Consider the following 17,981-nt stretch of genomic DNA (forward strand, 5'->3'; position numbering starts at 1 on the left):
TTAGATAAGTGAGAAGACATAAAGATAGGAAAGACATAAAAAAGCCTCTAGATTTCTAATCTAGAGGTTGTTTGCACTAACCGCTCTTTGAGGAACTTTTACTGTGGTCACGGGCTGATAGCCTTTTGCTGTCCACTGAACCGGATAAACCTGTCGGGACTTTATAGCTTCGATTAAATCCTTTTCACAGTGGATCGATGAGGTAAAGCAAGTGGCCATTTTGCCAAGATCCTTTATTTGATGGGCATCGCTGGCACCGATGATGGGCATATTGATATCGCCGGCCATGAAAAGGGCCTGTTCATTTTTTTTCGGCTCCGTGGTGCCGTTAAAGGCTTCAACGGCCCAAAACCCTTCTAAATCATAGCTATGATCCCTAAGGCTTCGGAAATTATTGCGATAGGGATGGGCGGCAATGGCAACGCCGTCGGCCTCTTCAACCAAATTAAGTAGTTTCTGGGCGGATAGGGTTTCCTCAGGAATATCATCTAAGCCGAAGACCACAAAGTCTCCTTCAGCGGTAAAAATTTCCGCCCCCACAAAGATGGGAAAATCCACTTTCTCGCTGTACTTCTTGGCAAAATCCTTAATATTATTATTATCGTGATCGGTGATGCAAATCCCGTCAAGACCCAACTTGCGTGCTTGCCAAACCGCATCTTCCAGGGAAAGAACACTGTCACCGGAATGTCTTTTTTCGTGGACATGAAGATCAATAATCATTTGTAAGCACCCCAATCCGAAGATTTATTCTTGAACATATAACGTCTTAAGTTTACCGAAGTTTAGAGGATAAATCCAATGAAATATTTTTATGGGATTTATGTTAATGATAAATAATTCAAATAGTTCCTTCGGAAACTCGGTGATCCGATGAAAATATATCATTCAAAAAAAAGGATAAATCCATGGGCTTGTAGAATAAAGTAAGGAAAGAAGGTTAAGGGGGATTGGTATGAAAGAGAAAAATGATTTTGAAAAGGATATGGAGAACTTAGAGGATTGGCAGGAAAAACAGTACAGTCCCGGACATTACATCGGAACCGGAAAGGTTCCCCGACCCATATTAGCGGTGAGTAAACATCCTAAACTCTTGATTGTGGCGGGAGCAATAGGGTTGCTGTTGCCCATGGCAGCCCTTATTTTTGGCGATGTGCTTTTTAGAGAGATTGCTTTTTTGTTTTTTGTTCCCCTGGTTTTTCTGATCGGCGGGATTCTTCGGATCAGGGGACGGTAAATTCTTCCCAGGGGATTCGATGCGGAGGGAAAAATACTTCCTGTCCCGATCAGTTATCCCTGGCTTTAGAAAATTATAGGTGTTCAGGTACTCAATCTGCATAAACTAATCCGTATAAGGACCCCTGGATAGCAACCAACAAAAACTAATGAAAGCCGCGTGAAGGATCGATCCGTTGATCGGATCTTCACGCGGTTTTTCAATAGAAAGAACCAAAGCTTTCGTTGGAATTTACTTTTGAGTAGATAAGGCTTCAATGATGGCCTGGTTAAACAGCGGGAGATCCCCGGGTTCCCGGGAAGTAATAAGGTTTCTGTCGACGAATACCGCTTCGTTTACGAATTCGCCACCGGCTTCAAAAATAGCATCCTCTACAAAATCCATAGCCGTAAGCGTTCTGCCCTCCAGCACACCGGCTCCTGCTAACAGGTAAGGTCCCCGGCAAATGGTTGCCACCGGCTTTTTTGTTTCCATAAAGTCCCGGACAAAGGCTAAGGCCTGTTCATTTAAATTCAGTACTCTGGGACTGTTGCCACCGGGAATGATTAAAATGTCGTAATCGGTAATCTCCGCATCTTCGATCAGCTTTTCGATATCCAGGGTGGTATTGGTGTTATAGGCCGCTATCTCTCCAATCTCCGGCCCGACTAGGACACATTCCACTCCGTGACGCTCCAGGTATGCTAAAGGACTGGTGGTTTCAGCATCATGAAATCCGTTGGCAAGTAAAAATATGGCTTTCATGCCGGTTAAATCAGGAGGATCCATGGCTTCTTCACTTTCCCTTTTTTCATCGGGATCTTCTAGCGAATCTTCCACGACCTCTTCTTTTTCTTCGTCGGTCTCTTCCCCTTCGGTAAGCTCTTCCAAAGGGTTTTCCTCAGTTTCGGCTGAAGATTCCTCCATCTCATTGTTGCAGCCAGGATTGAACAGTGTTACACAAAATATTATGACGCATAAACAGACATTTTTTTTCATTTTCAACCTCCTTTATATTCTATTAAAAGGAAACTTAGCGGGGCAAATAGAAATGTTGAAATTTCTGATGAGACTGGGAATACGCAAAATCTATACTTGGATATAATTATATAGGGTGCTTTAGTTGAAAAAAACCGTCGGAGGAACTGATTGAATTCCTCCGGTAGAGGGAAAAGGGGTCCGACTTCAGGCGGAGGGAGGTTTAAAAATAGGCGTTAAGAACGATGGATATACCCTGTTGGGGGCATGAGCCAGCAAGAAAAATAGAGGGAAGTATAAAAAATGTTTTTGTTTTTATTATGATATATAATACATACAAAAAAAACCATTTAATGTTTTTAGAATACAAAAAATATTGAGAAATCCCTAAATTACAAGTATTTTAAGGATTTGGTTGAAAGTTCGCTGAAAAGGTGTTAATATTTTTACTTGTGGTTTTAAGAAGAAAAACCAAGTATAATAAAAAAATGAAAAGGAGGGAACCCATGGATAAAGCGCGAATTGAAAAAGTGATTCATGCCATGGAGCAGGAGAATATGGAGCAACTGATCATCTCCGATGCCCCGTCGATTTACTATTTAACCGGTTTATGGATCCATTCCCAGGAAAGAATGTTGGCCCTGGTCCTAAGCGTAAAGAGTGAACCGGTGCTGTTTGTTAACGAGCTTTTCCCCCTGGAAGAGGGCCTCGAGTTAAAGGTTCAGCGGTATAGCGACACCGACGATCCCATTGGTCTTCTGGCAAAGCATATAACGGAAGGTAAGGAAGTCGGGATTGATAAAAACTGGCCCGCCGGTTTTTTAATCGATTTGACCCAAGCCTCTCCGGAGATTACTGTGAAAAAAGGGTCTTATCTGGTGGACAGGGTTCGTATGATTAAAGATCCCCAAGAAATCCGGAAAATGAAAGCCGTCTCAAGGATTAATGACCAGGCAATGGAACGGCTGACGGAGGAAATTCCCAAAAGATTGACGGAAAAACAAATGACCAAGTGCTTGGAAGAGATTTATCAGGAACTGGGCGGGGAAGGTTTTTCCTTTGATCCTATTGTGGCCTATGGAAAAAACGGTGCCAATCCCCATCACAGCCCGGGAGAAGACCGGCCTCAGGAAGGGGACAGCGTACTGATCGACATCGGCTGTCATAAGGATTCCTACTCCGCGGATATGACCCGGACCTTGTTTTATAAGAAAATTTCCGAAGAACAAAAGAAGGTTTACGAAATCGTACAGGAGGCCAACCGTGTAGCGATAGCTAAAGTACGACCGGGAGCAAAGTTCTCTGATATTGATTTGGCTGCTCGGGAGGTGATCGAAAAAAACGGTTACGGGAAGCACTTTACCCACCGAACAGGACACTCCATCGGGATCGAGGTTCATGAGTATGGAGATGTATCCATGACCAACCATGACCGGATGCAACCGGGGATGATTTTCTCTGTGGAGCCGGGAATATATCTATCCGGGGATTTCGGCGTGCGTATTGAGGATTTGGTCCTGGTTACGGAAACCGGCGCGGAAGTACTGAATCATGTAACCAAAGAGCCGGTGGTTATTGATTAAATCACCGGTATCCCCCATGCTAAGGCAGACCAAGCTAGAGCATTAGAATGAACTATATCACAAAACAAAATTAGAAATTACACACTTTAGGAGGAGACAACATGGAACTTGATCATAATCCAGCAATGCTGGTATTTTTAGGAATTTATTTTTTAGTGATTATCGGAATCGGATGGCATTATTCTAAGAAGGTAAAAGACAGCAAAGACTTTATGTTGGCCGGAGGAAGCTTAGGGCCGGTGGTGTTAATGGGTACACTGATTGCCACTTGGGTAGGAAGCGGAACCGTAACCGGGGGAGGAAACTCCATAGCCTATGACTTTGGACTGTGGCCCGCCATACTCTTCGGACTGACCAGTTTGATCGGTGTGGGAATTCTCTACATCATCGCACCGAAGATTCGGGCAGCGGGAAAGTATACCATTGCGGAAGCCATGGAGGATCGCTACGGTGAAGGGGCAAAGATACTTGCCAGTGCCATCATCATTCTGGCTTTTATCGGAATTGTATCCTATCAGTTTACGGGACTGGGCATGGTGCTGAACGTGACCACGGGCATGTCTGTGGAGCTTGGAACCATTATTGCAGCGGTACTGATTATTTTCCTTGCAACTATTGGCGGACTGATGTCCGTAGCCCCTACCGACGCCCTCAGCGCATTTTTGATCCTGTTCGGAATTATTGTCGGTGTACCAATCGCCATTGGAACCGCCGGAGGCTGGAGCAATGTGGTGGCGGAAGTCCCGGAATCCAGCTTGACGGTTCTGGGGGATTTATCGGTAATGCAGTTTATCGGCTTGGTGATCCCGACCCTATTTTTATTACTGGGGGACCAGAATATGTATCAGCGTTTGGCATCCTCTAAAGGGGATTCCGAAACAAAACTGGGAACCATCGGCTGGGGAATCGGTCTGGTAGTGATCTATCCCGCCATCGCCATTATTGCCTTTACCGCCCGGGTTAATTTCCCGGATATCGCCGCGGGACAAGCACTGATTGCAACGACCACGATTATGCCCTTAATGGTGGGTGGGCTGCTCCTTGCGGCAATCACCGCCTTCATCATTACCACAGGAAGCTCCTATTTGTTGTCCGCAGCAACAAACATCACCATGGATATTTACGGGAATTATATTAAACCCGAGGCAACCAGTAAAGAAAAACTGGTCTTTACAAGGATCATGATCCCGATTATCGGGGTGCTGGCTTATGTACTTATTCAATATTTCCCGTCGATTCTTGCGGCCCAGATGTATGCCTACACTGTGTACGCTGCAGGAATTACTCCAGCAATTTTAGCCGTATTTTTATGGAATAAGCGGGTAACGAAGGCCGGCGGGGTATCGTCTATGATCGCCGGTGTGATCGCCACTTTGGTTGTGGAATTTGGAAATTTGATTCCCTACGACGCTGCGGTGGTATCGGTGCCGATTGCTATAGTGGTGCTGATTGTGGTAACCCTTCTGACAAAACCGGAAAAGCGAATAGAGCAGTAAGGACAACAATTAAGATAGTATTGTAACAAACCATTTAAGGTTATTAGAAGTTGAGCGGTGGGAGAAATCCCTTTTAAAATCGTCTAGGCATATTATCATATGCTTAGGCGATTTTTTATACTATTGATTTGTGCTGTTAAAAGGGAGGGGATTTTGGGTATGGATTGTGGTATAGCTTATTCTAAGACTAATACTTAGATCGGTGGATTTTGTCAGGTCATTTAAAAGGAGGGACACTATGAAATATAAAGGAGTAGCGTTAATCATGTTTGCTGCTATCTGCTGGGGCATTAGCGGAGGCATCGGAGATATATTAATCAGTAAGGGATGGGATCCCATTGTGATCTCCTTTTACCGGGGAGCTGTGGCGTGGTTATGCTTTATCCTTTGGTTTCTCTTCCATCCCAGATTGAACTGGATTACATCGATTCGGTTTCATATATGGGCGATACTGGCGGGGATCGGTGTTGCGGGGAACTTCACTTTTTATTTTCTCAGCATTGAAGCGGCCAGCGTTGCGGTGGCCGTTACCTTAATGTATACAGCGCCGGTGTTTGTTCTTTTGATATCCTTTATCCTGGGGGTGGAAAGGTCTACCTGGTTCAAATGGGCATGCATTGTGGTTGTGCTGATGGGGATCATTCTTCTTACCGGAGCTTATGATATGGAATCGATTTCAACGAGTTTTTTTGGCACGGCAGCCGGGATTACCGCCGGACTTTCCTACGTACTGTTTATCTTCGGGTTTAAAAACGCCTCGGCCATCGGAAAGCCCCAGGCCACGTTGATGAGTGCTTTTTTTGCCTTTTCATTTATACTTTTTCTTATTATGGATAAGGAGCAGGCGGCTCATGTGCTTCAGTCAGGGGATATCGGATGGTTTATCCTGCTGGGAATATTAGGGGCGGGGGTTTCTTTTATTCTTTATGTAGTAGGGATTCGAAGAACCGCTCCCACCACCGCTTCCATGGTGGCCATGGTAGAGCCGGTAACCGCATCCTTATTCGGTATTTTACTTTTGGGCAATCCTCTGGCCGCTATGGAGCTACTGGGGATGGTGCTGATTCTCTTTACCACAACGCTGTTCAGTGTGAAGCAAAGCACGGAAAAAGCTCAGGAGGCCGCAAAGAAAGCTTAGAGTTCTTGCTGAAATAATCTTTGGGGATTTCATCTTTGATAAAGAAATATTTTGTTGAATATGGTAAGATATTATCAGTGTTGAGTAAACTAACGGAGGCCTTAGAATATGTATTCAAAAGTCAAAGCCCTGGGTGCTGAGAAACTACGAAAGTATGTAGGCATTCCAAAAGTACTGTATAATAAATTAAGGGATACCAGTAGTAAAGAAGCGGTTTATGAAAGTGTGATCATCGGCCTTACGATCCTGGTGTTAAGTCTTTCGGCCCTGGATTTATTTCTTATCACAAGTGTGGCCTACACCTCCTTTGTGGAAGTTTTTGATCTATTGGTCTGCGCGGTGTTTGCCCTGGACCTATGGCGGCGATACCGGCAGGAAAAATCAGAACTTTCATCTTCCGCATTTATCAAGCGGCATGGCATAGAAATTTTTGCTATTATACCCCTGGATGTAGCCTTCAGGGCATTCCGTCTGGTTCGGATTTTTCGTTTTGCAAAGCTCGGTCGCTTATCAAAGCTTGGGCGGGCAGGGAATCTTGTTTTAAAGTTTCTCAATAAATTCGCCAATCCCAGCTATCTTCGCTATAAACGGTTTAAGACCTTGATTCAGTCGAAGGGAATGAAGGATGAATCAAAATAGACCAAATAGACCAAAGTAAACCAAAGGGGACGGAGGTATTCGGTACATGATGTACCGAATACCTCCGTCCCCTTTGATAGAGCTGCTTTTTAGAAATCTCCCGTGACCACCTCAGCGAGGTTGGTGGCATGGTCCGCCACCCGTTGGAGATTGCTGATCAGATCCAAAAATATAACGCCGGACTTGGGAACACATAACTTCTGATGAATTCGGTCCGTATGGTTTTTTCGCAAACTTCGCTCTTTCATTCGCACGTCCCGACTCTCCTCAATTATTTGTCTGGCCAACTCCTGATCTTCTTTTTCAAAAGCGGTTATGGCCCGCTCCAACATCCCATCCACTAAACCGTAAAATTCTTTCAGTTCCTCAATGGCATGATCGGAAAAAACCAAATCCTCATCGATTTTTCCCTCGGCCAGTTCAATGATATTTTCCGCATGATCTCCCACCCGTTCCAAATCGCTGCTGACATGCATCAATGCGGTTATGGCCTGGGACTGGTCCCGTCCCAGGGAACTTTGGCCGATTTCTGCAAGAAATGTAGTGATTTCCTTATCCAGACTGTCGATTAAGTCTTCCTTTTGCATTGTGGAATCGATCATTCCCCGATCCCGGTTATAGAGAATGGTCATGGAATCCGTCAACATTTCCCGAGCGATACGGGCCATTCGAAGGAGTTCCTGTCTTGCCACACCGATGGCGGCGGTTGTGGAACCTAAAAGTCGTTTGTTAAGGTTTTTCGTTCCGGACTCCACTACCTGTTCTTCACCGGGGAGAATTCTGGTAACCAGACGAAGAAGGGGTTGAATGAAGGGAAAGAACACCACGACGTTCAACACATTAAAAATAGTATGGGCGTTGGCCACCTGTCGGGTAACCGTATCGCCGGTGTAGGATATTAGGTGGACGAAGGGATTGAACAGCAACAAAGCCAACAACACCCCGGAAACTTTGACAGTAACAATGGCTAATACCGCCCGTCTAGAGGTCAGGTTTGTTCCGATGCTGGCAAGGGCAGCGGTAATGCTGGTTCCGATATTAGCTCCCAGGACTATGGCAATGGCAGAGGGGGTATCGATCATCCCCTGCAAAGTCATGGCGATGACCACGCCGGCAGTGGCACTACTGCTTTGAATCATTGCGGTGAATATCGCCCCAGCCAGAACACCTAAAGGGGGAATGGCACCGAAGCTGGCTAACATACTGATAAAAGGCGGATGTTCCCGGAGGGGATACATGGCATCGGACATGACCTGCAGTCCTAAAAACAATAATCCGAAGCCCAGTATTGCCTGTCCGATGGATTTATAAATGCGTTTTGTGGTAAAAAGATGGATCCCTGCACCGATACCGATTACCGGAAAGGTAATTACGTAAATATCAAAGGAAATCAACTGGGCGGTGAAGGTGGTCCCGATATTGGCTCCCAGCATGGTTCCTAAAGCCTGGGAAAGAGTCATCAGCCCGGAATTGGCAAAACTGACCACCATTACATTGGTGGTGCTACTGCTTTGCACCAGTATGGTAACCAGGGCTCCCGTCAAGGTGGCCATGAAGGGGTTGGAAGTGAGAACCTCCAGTATTCTTCGTAGGCGATCCCCCGCCGCTTTTTGCAGTCCCGAGGCCATGGTCTTCATGCCGAAAAGAAATAGTCCCAATCCTCCGACCATGCCTGTAAATATAGAAAAAAACATTATAGTCCCTCCCGCTCTATGTAGAATTATTTTGTAAGGATTAAAGCATACCATAATACTATTCTAGAAAAAAGTGAATTCTCCTTTTTAAAATGAAATTTTTTTTGAGAGATCTAGACTGGGGTGGTTTTCTTTTAAAACCCGGGGTATAGTATCAGTAAATATTCAGTTTACAGGAGGGATAACTGTGCCAATTGTTGCTAAAGGAAAGAAAACCGCAATACGACCCATTACCCTGGAGGATGCGGAAATATTCGCCCGGTGGTGGAATGACGGCAGGGTCATGAAAGATGTAGGGTTTCCTGAAGGGTTGGGGATTTCCCTGGAAAAAGTTCGGGAGGATTTTCAAAAAGAGATCCGGGAGGGAAAGAAGGGTTTTCCGGATTCCCGAAGATTTGTAATTCTGGACCGCTTGACGGATCAACCCGTGGGGGAGATTTCCTTCGGAAAAATCGATTACAGTAAGCGAAGCTGCCGGATCGGTATGAAAATCGGGAAGGTTACAGAACAGGGCAAAGGTCTTGGAGCCGATGCATTGCAAACTTTTATGGATTATCTTTATGATCGTTATGGTTTTTGGTCCATAGATATCGATGTTCTTTCGGATAATCAACGGGCTTTGGGGCTGTACCAAAAGGTGGGCTTTGTGATCGAGGAAGAAGTACAAAACTATTGGACGGATCCCTCAGGGAATCACCGGGACGTGGTGTTTTTAAAGCATCAAAGAGAGCCGAGGAAATTAGTGGATTATTTGAACAAGCGCTGCAGTGTTCGGGATTTCGGAAAAGAGGCCGTGGGGGAGACTGTCATCGACGAAGTGTTGGAAGCCGGACGGCTCTCCCCTTCAGGAGGCAATGAACAGCCCTGGAAATTTGCTCTGATTCAAAATCGAGAGCTGATGGAAAGAATCGTTGAAAGTGCTTACAATCAGGTATGGATGTTGGATGCAAGCTTTTGGGTGGTGCTGATTACCAAGATAGTTTCCGATGATAGAGGGGGGCGGGATATCCAAAAGTCCCGATTTCCCCAATATGAAGACCAAATTGACGAAATGGATCAAGCCTTTTACGCCAGGCTTAATCAGGAGGAGCATCAGACAAAGATCCCCGGTACTCATATGGTGTTGGCGGCGCTGGAACACGGGGTAGGTTCCACTTGGGTATCCTATTTTAAAGTGGATGAGGTTCAAGAGCTCTTAGGACTGTCCTCAAATGAAATTCCCTCAGAAATCCTGGCCTTCGGTTATCCCCAGAAACCGATGAAATCCACGGGCAAAAAGCCCATGGAAAGTATTCTTCTTCGATATGATTAAAAAGAGTAAACAGGCTGCACCGGGGCAGGTTCGCCTATTATACCCAGGCTGTGTCCCGGTGTTTTTTATCTACAGGGAAAGACCTTCAGCTCAGCCCTGTTCTTAGCTTTGTCCCTTGAGGGTAAGGCCCTCGATTAGAATCTTACATGTTATCTTTTACATACTCAATGCCCTGATCGGTAATTTCTATATGATATTTTAGAGGCAAACGTTGAATGGCCACGTACTGATCCTCTTCTAAGGATTTGTATGCAGATTCGGTGATCGTAAAGGCATTTTTAATATCCTGATCAAAGGAATGATAATTCGTTCGCTTGTCGATTCGCTCTAAGGAGATATAGTAGGGTTTCCCCAAGGGGGCGTTCTCCGTATATTTTCGATAGAGTTCTGTGAGTAAATTCATTTTCAGTCTTTGAAATTTTTCAGCGGATGACATTCTTCCATCTCCCTTCAATATCGATTTTACCGTAAGTATGCTCGGTTACTTAAAAACTTCCCGGCAAAACTCCCGGTCACTAATCTCTTCTTTTACTCCCGGTGGTTTAGAAATGATTCATTCAAATAATACCCATTATTGATCTGTTAAAAACCAAAGAGAAATGAAACGTAGAAAGACTCGGGCCTCCCCTTGAGGCAAAAGCGTTTGTTTAAAGACCCCGGGGGTATAAACCATAATAGGAAATTTTCCGGGGATAGAGAAACCTCAATACAAGAAAAGATTATACTTTGAACTTTTTCACCCCGGCACTAAAAGGAGGAAAAATAATGGAAATCGGTTTGCTGGGATTAGGAAAAATGGGATATGCTTTGGCGCTGAACATGCACGGGAAGGGACATAGGGTAATCGGTTACAATCGAAGTATGGATAGGGTACGGTCCTTGGAAAATGAAGGGGCTCTGGGGGCTACCTCATTGGAAAATCTGGTCAATCAACTGTCAAAGCCCCGGGTGGTATGGCTGATGGTTCCCGCGGGGGAGGCGGTGGAAGAGGTGCTTCGGGATCTGCTGCCCCTCCTGGAAAAGGGGGACATCCTCATTGACGGCGGGAACTCCAACTACAAAGATACCTTAAGACGGGCAGAGGAACTGAAATCCCAGGGAATTCATATGATGGATATCGGAACCAGCGGAGGTATTGAAGGGGCCCGCCACGGAGCCTGTATGATGGTGGGGGGAAACCAAGAGGAGTATGGTAAATTGGAAAGCCTGCTCCAAGACATTTGCCTAGAGGATGGATTGGCCCATGTAGGTCCTGTGGGGGCGGGGCATTATGTGAAAATGATTCATAACGGTATAGAATACGGCATGATGCAGGCCATTGGGGAGGGCTTTGAAATCCTGAAGGAAAGTCCCTTTGATGTGGACTACGGACAGATAGCCCAGGTGTGGCGTCATGGTTCGGTGATTCGGGGATGGCTGATGGACCTGACCCATAAAGCCTTTGTTGAGGATCCGGAACTGTCCTCGATCAAAGGAGTGGTTCATGCCTCTGGGGAAGGTCTATGGAGTGTGCAGGAAGCCCTGGCCCTGTCGATACCGGCTCCGGTTATGACCGCTGCTTTATTTACCCGTTACCGATCCCAACAGCAGGATACCTTTTCCGGGAAGGTGGTTGCCGGGCTTCGTAATCAATTTGGGGGTCACGGCACCATAAAGGATGAGTCCTGATGGAGGGCTGTTTGCTGGTTATCTTCGGAGCCACCGGGGATTTAACCTATCGCAAGCTTCTTCCTGCCCTGTATCAACTGGAAAAGAAAGCACTGTTGGCAAAAAATTTCGGACTGGTAGCAGTGGCACGGAAAAAAATTTCTACGAACACCTATATACAGGAAGCCCAAAAAGCAGTGAAAGTCCATACCGGTGAAGAATATGAAGGATTGGTTTGGGATCGGTTGAAGCAGCGTATTCACTATCACCAGCTGGAATTTAATATAGATGGAGACTACGAATCTTTAAAAAAAGTGTTGGAAAATCTTGATCGGGATATAGATGGGGAGGGGAATCGGCTGTTTTATTTGGCCGTAGCTCCTGAATATTTCAGCAACATCGCCGGGGCCATTAAAAGGATGGACTTATACCGGAAAAATCAAGGGTGGAAACGGTTGATGGTGGAAAAACCCTTCGGTAGTGACCTAAAATCCGCAACCAGTTTGAATGAAGCCCTGACATTGGCCTTTGAAGAAAAAGAGATTTATCGGGTGGATCATTATCTGATGAAAGAGATGGTACAGAATCTTATAATGATTCGGGCGGCCAACCAAATTTTTGAACCTACCTGGAATCGTGAGCATATCGATCATGTGCAGATCATATCCACGGAATCGGAGGGGGTAGGCCGGCGGGGGGAATACTATGATCAAGCCGGTGCTCTCCGGGACATGGTGCAAAATCACATGCTCCAGATGGTGGCTCTGGCGGCGGTGGATCTGCCGGGAAATCTTACGGCGAAAAATCTCCGAGAAGAAAAAGTTCGAGTGCTTCAAAGTTTGATCCCTTTTAAAGAGGACAGCATAGAAGAGCAAATGGTCCTGGGACAGTACCAAGGTTATCAGCAGGAACCGGGGGTGAGGGAAGAATCATCTACGGAAACCTATGTAGCCCTGCGGCTATTTTTAAATCATCCTAGGTGGCTGGGTGTTCCCTTTTATTTGAAAACCGGCAAAGGAATGAAGGATAAGACCGCACGAATCATCATCCAGTATAAACTACCCATGGGGTCCTGTTGCTTGGGAAAAAACAAAAAAATTGAACAGCCTAATCGATTGAGGATTAATATTCAGCCCCAGGAGGGAGTTGTATTGAGCTTTAATACCAAACAGCCGGGAACGGTGGACACCATAAGACCTGTTACCATGGACTTTTGTCAAAACTGTTTAATCGGCATGAATACCCCCGAGGCTTATGAAAAGCTTCTCGGCGACGCCATCAAGGGGGATCAGACCCTGTTTACCCACTGGGAAGAGGTGGAGGCCTCCTGGAAATGGGTGGATACCTTAATCGATTGGCGTAAACGGCATCCGTTGGAAGTTCGGAATTATAAGAAAGCATCTCAGGGTCCGAAGGAAGGGGCGGAGCTGGTGGACCGGGAACCGGGGAGGCAGTGGTTGTAGACGATTAAAAGGATTAAAGGCGGTGATGAACGTGTTATCCATTAATAAAATTATTGATATCAGTATGGAAATATCCGAAGAAATGACGGTTTATAAAAACAGGGAGGAAAATCGTCCGAAAATTGAAGTAACCCGGGACTTTAAAAACAGTGATGCCTATGAGACCACGATGACTGTGGGGATGCATACGGGAACCCATCTGGATAGACCTTTGCACATGATTGAAGAGGGGGAAACCATGGATTCCCTAACCCCGGATCGGTTAGTGGTGCCCTGTCAGGTATTGGACATGACAGCGGTGGAAGAGGGGATTACAAAGGAGGACCTGGAAGGAAAAAAAATCCCTCGGGATCATTTTATACTGTTAAAGACAAAAAATTCCTTTGAGGAACATTTTAATTTTTCCTTTGTTTATCTTGCGGCCTCCGGGGCGGAGTTTTTAAAAGCCCAGGGGATCATCGGGGTGGGCATCGATGCCCTGGGCATCGAGCGGGAACAGCCGGAAAAAAACACCCATAAAATACTTTTGGAAAAGGATATCATGATCCTTGAAGGCTTAAGACTGAAGGATGCGGAGGAGGGGGCGTATCTCCTGATCGCCCCGCCGCTGAAAATCAAAGGGGCCGAAGCGGCCCCGGTACGAGCCCTGCTCGTAAGATAGCCCAGAGGGTAGCTCACTCAAAGGTAGCTCAAAGGGGACGGAGGTATTTGGGCTATCGTGACTCAAATACCCCCGTCCCTTTTGGGCTAGTCCCTTTTGGGCTAGTCCCTTTTGAGCTACTTTGAGCAATTATTGAAAATAAAGAAAGGAGAATGACCATGAAATACTATGTTGTGGATGCTTTTAGTGAGAATATCTTTGGAGGAAACCCTGCGGGGGTTTGCATTTTAGAAGAGCCCATCGAAAAAGAACTGATGCAGCAGATCGCCGCGGAGAACAACTTATCGGAAACCGCCTTTGTATTCGAGGTGGCCGACGGCTATGAGTTGAAATGGTTTACCCCCACGGCGGAGGTGGATCTCTGCGGTCATGCCACCTTGGCCACCGCCCATATTATAGCCACAAAGATCCATCCCGATGTCAAAAGGATGAAATTTAATACCCTAAGCGGAATTTTGGAAGTGGAAAAACAGGGAGAGCTGTATCGGATGAATTTTCCAAGTCGTAAGCCGAAGCTGGCCATGTGGACCAATGATATGGAAGCGGCCTTAGGCATTAAACAAGGGAAGGCCTACTTATCCCGGGATCTGGTAATCCCTCTGGAAAATGAAAAGATGGTTAAAGAAGTACGACCGGATTTTAAAAAATTGGCGATGCTGGATCACGGTATGGGTGTGATTGTTACCGCTAAGGGAGAGGATGTGGACTTTGTATCCCGCTGCTTTTATCCAAAGATCGGGGTTGATGAGGATCCCGTCACCGGTTCTGCCCATGCGGCCCTTACCCCCTACTGGAGCGAAGTTTTGAATAAAAAAGTGATGGTGGCCAAGCAACTCTCCAAAAGAGGAGGGACGGTGTATTGTGAGGACCAAGGGGAACGTGTGGTAGTAAGTGGAAAAGCAAGTACTTATCTTGAGGGAGAAATAATTTTATAAAGCTCAAGGATTAAGGGCAATGGTATAGTCCATGGGTTCGGCAGTATTTTATATGGGAGAATGATTTCTCCGTAAAGATATAGTATAATAGAAAAGTAAGTCCACTGAACTGTCGGTGGACTTTTCTTAAGACAGCTATTAACTTGGAGGGATTATTATGATAATGAAAATTGAATTAACCGATGAAAATGCTAAATTACCGGATTATGCCCATGAAGGGGACGCAGGTATGGACTTATATGCCGTAGAAAGTGTTACACTGCAACCGGGAGAACGAAAACTTGTGGGAACGGGGTTGAAAATTCAGCTACCACCCAATACAGAAGCCCAAATTAGACCAAAGAGCGGCCTGGCACTGAAAAACGGGATCACCCTGTTAAACACTCCGGGTACCGTTGATGAGGGCTACCGAGGAGAGGTCGAGGTAATATTAATCAATCACTCCCGGGAAGCCTACTCCGTGGAAATCGGGCAAAAAATCGCCCAAATGGTTATTATGCCGGTAACCCGGGTTACCGTGGAAAAGGTGGATCACCTAGAGGACAGTGTTCGGGGACAAGGGGGCTTCGGGTCTACCGGTCTTTAATAAAGCAAACCAAAGGGGACGGAGGTAAACGGTACATGATGTACCGCTTACCTCCGTCCCCTTTGGTTCGTCCCCTTGGTTTATTCCTTTGGTTTATTCCAGCTTCTCTACCACTTCCAGCAGCACAATGCCTTTATCGCCGGCATCCACATCCAGGGTTTCGCCTTCAACGGTATAGACTTTGTTTTGATAAGCCTCCCGCAGAAGTTCCCCTTCCTCAAAAAGCTCACCGACGGGTAAGGTAACGGAACCTTCCTCTCCGAGGGATACCATCACCCGGTTATGTTGATGATTCCCGGGGGAGACCCTTGTGAAAACAAAGGGTTCGGTACTAAGGGTAGTGTGATACCCGGCGCCCACAGCGGGGTTTCGACTTCGAAACTGCCCGAGTTTTTGGAAGTGATGAAGCAGGTCTTCATCGAGATTATCCCAGTCCATGGAGGACCTGGTGCCCATGGTGGCGTCGCTTCCGCCGTCTCCGGCTTCCCGGGCCACTTCGTCGCCGTAAAAAATTTTAACCATTCCCGGTAGAAGCATTAAATATGTGCCGCCCTCCTCCAAACGGTCCCGGGGGTAAAGGGAAGTGTCGTGTTGGGATAAATAACTGAGCACGGTAAAGTCCTCCACCCGGTTAATGGCTTCGGAATAGTTCTCGAAAATCCTCGGCATTCGTTCGAGGGCATAAGCGGGACCGTCCCGGCGTTCTCCTTGAAAGGTAAAGTTGATCAAGGCGTCAAAACCCCGGTCGTAGTAATGATTACGGTTTAAGCCATGGCCCCAGACTTCTCCGAGAAAGAAAAAGTCCTCTTCAAAGGTCGCGCCGGGCAGTTCCGGATTTTCCGAACGAAAGGTCTGTAGGGCTTCATTGCTGCGTTCCTTCAACTCTTCCCAGCGTTCAATCTCCACATGTTTGGCCGTATCAATCCGAAAGCCGTTGATGCCGAACTCCTCCACCCAGGCCGCCAGCCATTTGGAGATGTAATCGGCGGGAGGTATTTCAAGGTCCCGGCGAAGATCTGAAGCCCCAGGAACAATCCACTCCTCGTATTCGGAATCCTCTTCGATTTCCCATTTGGTTTCAAGAATCGGCGGCAGACCTAAATCCTTTTCCACTTCCGTTCGAATATCCGGAAGGCCGTAAAGGTTTTGGGTGTATACCGTATCTCCGGGGGGATGGTAGCCGGGAAGGTCCGCCCGCACCCAGTCGCCCCACCAGTTCTCCCAGGCGGCGGGATCCTCCCAGTCCACCGCTTCGGTCCACTTGTGAAAATCCTCCCCTTCCCCGGGAAGGAGATCCTTAGGATCCTCAAGTGACGGGGAAAGCCCCCCGTAATTATAGTCCAGCATATCCTGCAGATTCGGATAGCCTACGTGATTCATCACCACATCCAAAAATACCCGGATTTCCTGTTCGTGGGCGGTGTTGATAAAGGTGCGAAACTCCTCCACGGTACCGAAGTTCCGGTCCATCATGGTCCAATCCAAGGCGTAGTAGCCGTGAAAACCATAGTGGGCAAAATCACCGCGATTGCCGCCGCCGATATAACCGTGGGCCTGTTCATAAGGGGCAGATACCCATAAAACGTCCACTCCCAGATCTTGAAAATAACCCTCTTCCAACTTCTTCGTAAGCCCTGCATAGTCCCCACCGTGAAAAGTGGCAATGTCATTTCCCAGGGCATCCACCGACTCTCTGCCGTAGGAATGATTATTATCGGAATTGCCGTCGTAAAATCGGTCGGTCATGGCAAAATAAACCGTGGCGTTGTCGTAGGAAAAATCCGGGGAATTAATCACTTGATAATCTTCGGAGGCACTTTCACTATCGGAGTCGCTACAACCGCTCAGAAGAATTATTGTAAAGATGAACAGCAATACATATAAAAACAATGGTTTATGATTTTTGGGCATGGTTTTTCCTCCTTGATGTTTTTGTAGTAGTAATTCCTAGGAATGGGGTGAAATCATTCCAGCTCTTTTTTGATTCCTTCGGGGCGAAAATAGCGGTAGCGCTCCCCGCTGGTAATGATCAGGGCAAAGATGATCACCAGGATTCCTAAGGAGACCCCTACCATATTGATCATGACGTCAAAGAGGGACCCGGTACGGCCGGGCACAAAGGATTGACGAATCTCATCGAGAAGGGCAAAGACAAATCCTCCGGTAAAGGAAAGAAAAAGGCTGAGGGCTTTGCTCGAGATATATTGATAAAGCAAAAAGAAAAGTACCAGAGTCAGGGTGAAGAATACGATGATATGAGCCAGTTTACGAAGGAAAAATTCGATAATGGCTGGATTTCTTCGGATATACAATAAGAAGTCCTGCATTACCGTATCGATGGGGGCTAAATAAGAGGACCCGCCCTCTACCGGCAATCGGGCAGCGATGAATTCCGAGAGCCTTAAAAAAACCACATCAAAGCTTCTGGTAAAATCTAAAATATGGCGAAGCACGGGAAGCACCCGGAGGTCAGGTATAGAGGATGCGATATAAATGAAACCTAAAACACCGATTACGGTTAACCAAGCGACTTTTTTCATGATGATCCCCCTTTAATTATGTATCTGAAAAACTTTGTTGATATTTATTCATTATACTATATGGGAGGGAAGAATTTCCACAAAAACAAATTG

The 17,981-nt window shown here is 46.4% G+C and carries 18 protein-coding genes; 12 read left to right on the top strand and 6 right to left on the bottom strand.

Annotated elements, in window-relative coordinates:
- Nucleotides 1-60: 60 nt before the first annotated feature.
- Nucleotides 61-723, bottom strand: coding sequence for a PHP-associated domain-containing protein (locus ISALK_RS04700; RefSeq protein ID WP_160719621.1), 663 nt, complete (start codon nucleotides 721-723; stop codon nucleotides 61-63).
- Between the two features lie 232 nt (nucleotides 724-955).
- Here ISALK_RS04700 and ISALK_RS04705 point away from each other — a divergent pair, with 232 nt between their 5' ends.
- Both ISALK_RS04705 and ISALK_RS15515 read left to right on the top strand, forming a co-directional pair.
- Nucleotides 956-1,237, top strand: coding sequence for a hypothetical protein (locus ISALK_RS04705; protein WP_160719623.1), 282 nt, complete (start codon nucleotides 956-958; stop codon nucleotides 1,235-1,237).
- A gap of 14 nt (nucleotides 1,238-1,251) precedes the next feature.
- Nucleotides 1,252-1,341 (top strand): TSCPD domain-containing protein, encoded by a 90-nt coding sequence (locus ISALK_RS15515; RefSeq protein WP_160719957.1) that lies wholly within the window; start codon nucleotides 1,252-1,254, stop codon nucleotides 1,339-1,341.
- 127 nt (nucleotides 1,342-1,468) lie between these two features.
- Here the strand turns inward: ISALK_RS15515 and ISALK_RS04715 are convergent, their stop codons facing one another.
- Entirely contained in the window at nucleotides 1,469-2,215 is a 747-nt protein-coding gene (locus ISALK_RS04715; RefSeq protein ID WP_160719625.1) for a DJ-1/PfpI/YhbO family deglycase/protease, read from the bottom strand.
- Nucleotides 2,216-2,700: 485 nt separating this feature from the next.
- On the opposite strand from ISALK_RS04715, the gene ISALK_RS04720 reads away from it, so the two are divergent.
- From ISALK_RS04720 to ISALK_RS04735, 4 genes are all read left to right on the top strand, one after another.
- Nucleotides 2,701-3,777: a M24 family metallopeptidase gene (locus tag ISALK_RS04720; protein ID WP_160719627.1), complete on the top strand. Its 1,077-nt coding sequence runs from the start codon at nucleotides 2,701-2,703 to the stop codon at nucleotides 3,775-3,777.
- A gap of 101 nt (nucleotides 3,778-3,878) precedes the next feature.
- The gene (locus ISALK_RS04725; RefSeq protein ID WP_160719629.1) at nucleotides 3,879-5,273 is read left to right on the top strand and encodes a sodium:solute symporter family protein; all 1,395 of its coding nucleotides are present in this window, start codon (nucleotides 3,879-3,881) and stop codon (nucleotides 5,271-5,273) included.
- A gap of 238 nt (nucleotides 5,274-5,511) precedes the next feature.
- Nucleotides 5,512-6,411: a DMT family transporter gene (locus tag ISALK_RS04730; protein WP_160719631.1), complete on the top strand. Its 900-nt coding sequence runs from the start codon at nucleotides 5,512-5,514 to the stop codon at nucleotides 6,409-6,411.
- A 108-nt stretch (nucleotides 6,412-6,519) separates the two neighbouring features.
- Nucleotides 6,520-7,050 (top strand): hypothetical protein, encoded by a 531-nt coding sequence (locus ISALK_RS04735; RefSeq protein ID WP_160719633.1) that lies wholly within the window; start codon nucleotides 6,520-6,522, stop codon nucleotides 7,048-7,050.
- A gap of 89 nt (nucleotides 7,051-7,139) precedes the next feature.
- On the opposite strand, the gene ISALK_RS04740 is transcribed toward ISALK_RS04735, so the two are convergent.
- Nucleotides 7,140-8,744, bottom strand: coding sequence for a Na/Pi cotransporter family protein (locus ISALK_RS04740; protein WP_160719635.1), 1,605 nt, complete (start codon nucleotides 8,742-8,744; stop codon nucleotides 7,140-7,142).
- A gap of 187 nt (nucleotides 8,745-8,931) precedes the next feature.
- Here ISALK_RS04740 and ISALK_RS04745 point away from each other — a divergent pair, with 187 nt between their 5' ends.
- On the top strand, nucleotides 8,932-10,056 hold the full coding sequence (locus tag ISALK_RS04745; RefSeq protein ID WP_160719637.1) for a GNAT family N-acetyltransferase: 1,125 nt from the start codon (nucleotides 8,932-8,934) through the stop codon (nucleotides 10,054-10,056).
- Nucleotides 10,057-10,198: 142 nt separating this feature from the next.
- Here the strand turns inward: ISALK_RS04745 and ISALK_RS04750 are convergent, their stop codons facing one another.
- Nucleotides 10,199-10,492, bottom strand: coding sequence for a hypothetical protein (locus ISALK_RS04750; RefSeq protein WP_160719639.1), 294 nt, complete (start codon nucleotides 10,490-10,492; stop codon nucleotides 10,199-10,201).
- 329 nt (nucleotides 10,493-10,821) lie between these two features.
- Between ISALK_RS04750 and gnd the strand changes: the two genes are divergently transcribed.
- From gnd to dut, 5 genes are all read left to right on the top strand, one after another.
- Complete coding sequence (gene gnd, locus ISALK_RS04755) at nucleotides 10,822-11,724, top strand: phosphogluconate dehydrogenase (NAD(+)-dependent, decarboxylating) (RefSeq protein ID WP_160719641.1); 903 nt, start codon at nucleotides 10,822-10,824, stop codon at nucleotides 11,722-11,724.
- Nucleotides 11,724-13,166, top strand: a complete 1,443-nt coding sequence (gene zwf, locus ISALK_RS04760; protein ID WP_160719643.1) for a glucose-6-phosphate dehydrogenase — start codon at nucleotides 11,724-11,726, stop codon at nucleotides 13,164-13,166. Before gnd ends, zwf begins: the two co-directional genes overlap by 1 nt.
- 25 nt (nucleotides 13,167-13,191) lie before the next feature.
- The gene (locus tag ISALK_RS04765; RefSeq protein WP_160719959.1) at nucleotides 13,192-13,827 is read left to right on the top strand and encodes a cyclase family protein; all 636 of its coding nucleotides are present in this window, start codon (nucleotides 13,192-13,194) and stop codon (nucleotides 13,825-13,827) included.
- 158 nt (nucleotides 13,828-13,985) lie between these two features.
- A complete protein-coding gene (locus tag ISALK_RS04770; RefSeq protein ID WP_160719645.1) occupies nucleotides 13,986-14,762 on the top strand; it encodes a PhzF family phenazine biosynthesis protein in 777 nt (258 codons plus the stop codon).
- Nucleotides 14,763-14,919: 157 nt separating this feature from the next.
- Nucleotides 14,920-15,348 carry a dUTP diphosphatase gene (gene dut, locus ISALK_RS04775; protein WP_160719647.1) on the top strand — a complete coding sequence of 143 codons (429 nt, stop codon included), beginning with the start codon at nucleotides 14,920-14,922 and terminating at the stop codon, nucleotides 15,346-15,348.
- Between the two features lie 93 nt (nucleotides 15,349-15,441).
- On the opposite strand, the gene ISALK_RS04780 is transcribed toward dut, so the two are convergent.
- Both ISALK_RS04780 and ISALK_RS04785 read right to left on the bottom strand, forming a co-directional pair.
- Nucleotides 15,442-17,259, bottom strand: a complete 1,818-nt coding sequence (locus tag ISALK_RS04780) for an alpha-amylase family glycosyl hydrolase (RefSeq protein WP_160719649.1) — start codon at nucleotides 17,257-17,259, stop codon at nucleotides 15,442-15,444.
- Between the two features lie 53 nt (nucleotides 17,260-17,312).
- On the bottom strand, nucleotides 17,313-17,888 hold the full coding sequence (locus ISALK_RS04785) for a VanZ family protein (RefSeq protein WP_160719651.1): 576 nt from the start codon (nucleotides 17,886-17,888) through the stop codon (nucleotides 17,313-17,315).
- Nucleotides 17,889-17,981 lie beyond the last annotated feature (93 nt).

This window comes from Isachenkonia alkalipeptolytica, assembly GCF_009910325.1.
GTDB lineage: Bacteria > Bacillota > Clostridia > Peptostreptococcales > T1SED10-28 > Isachenkonia > Isachenkonia alkalipeptolytica.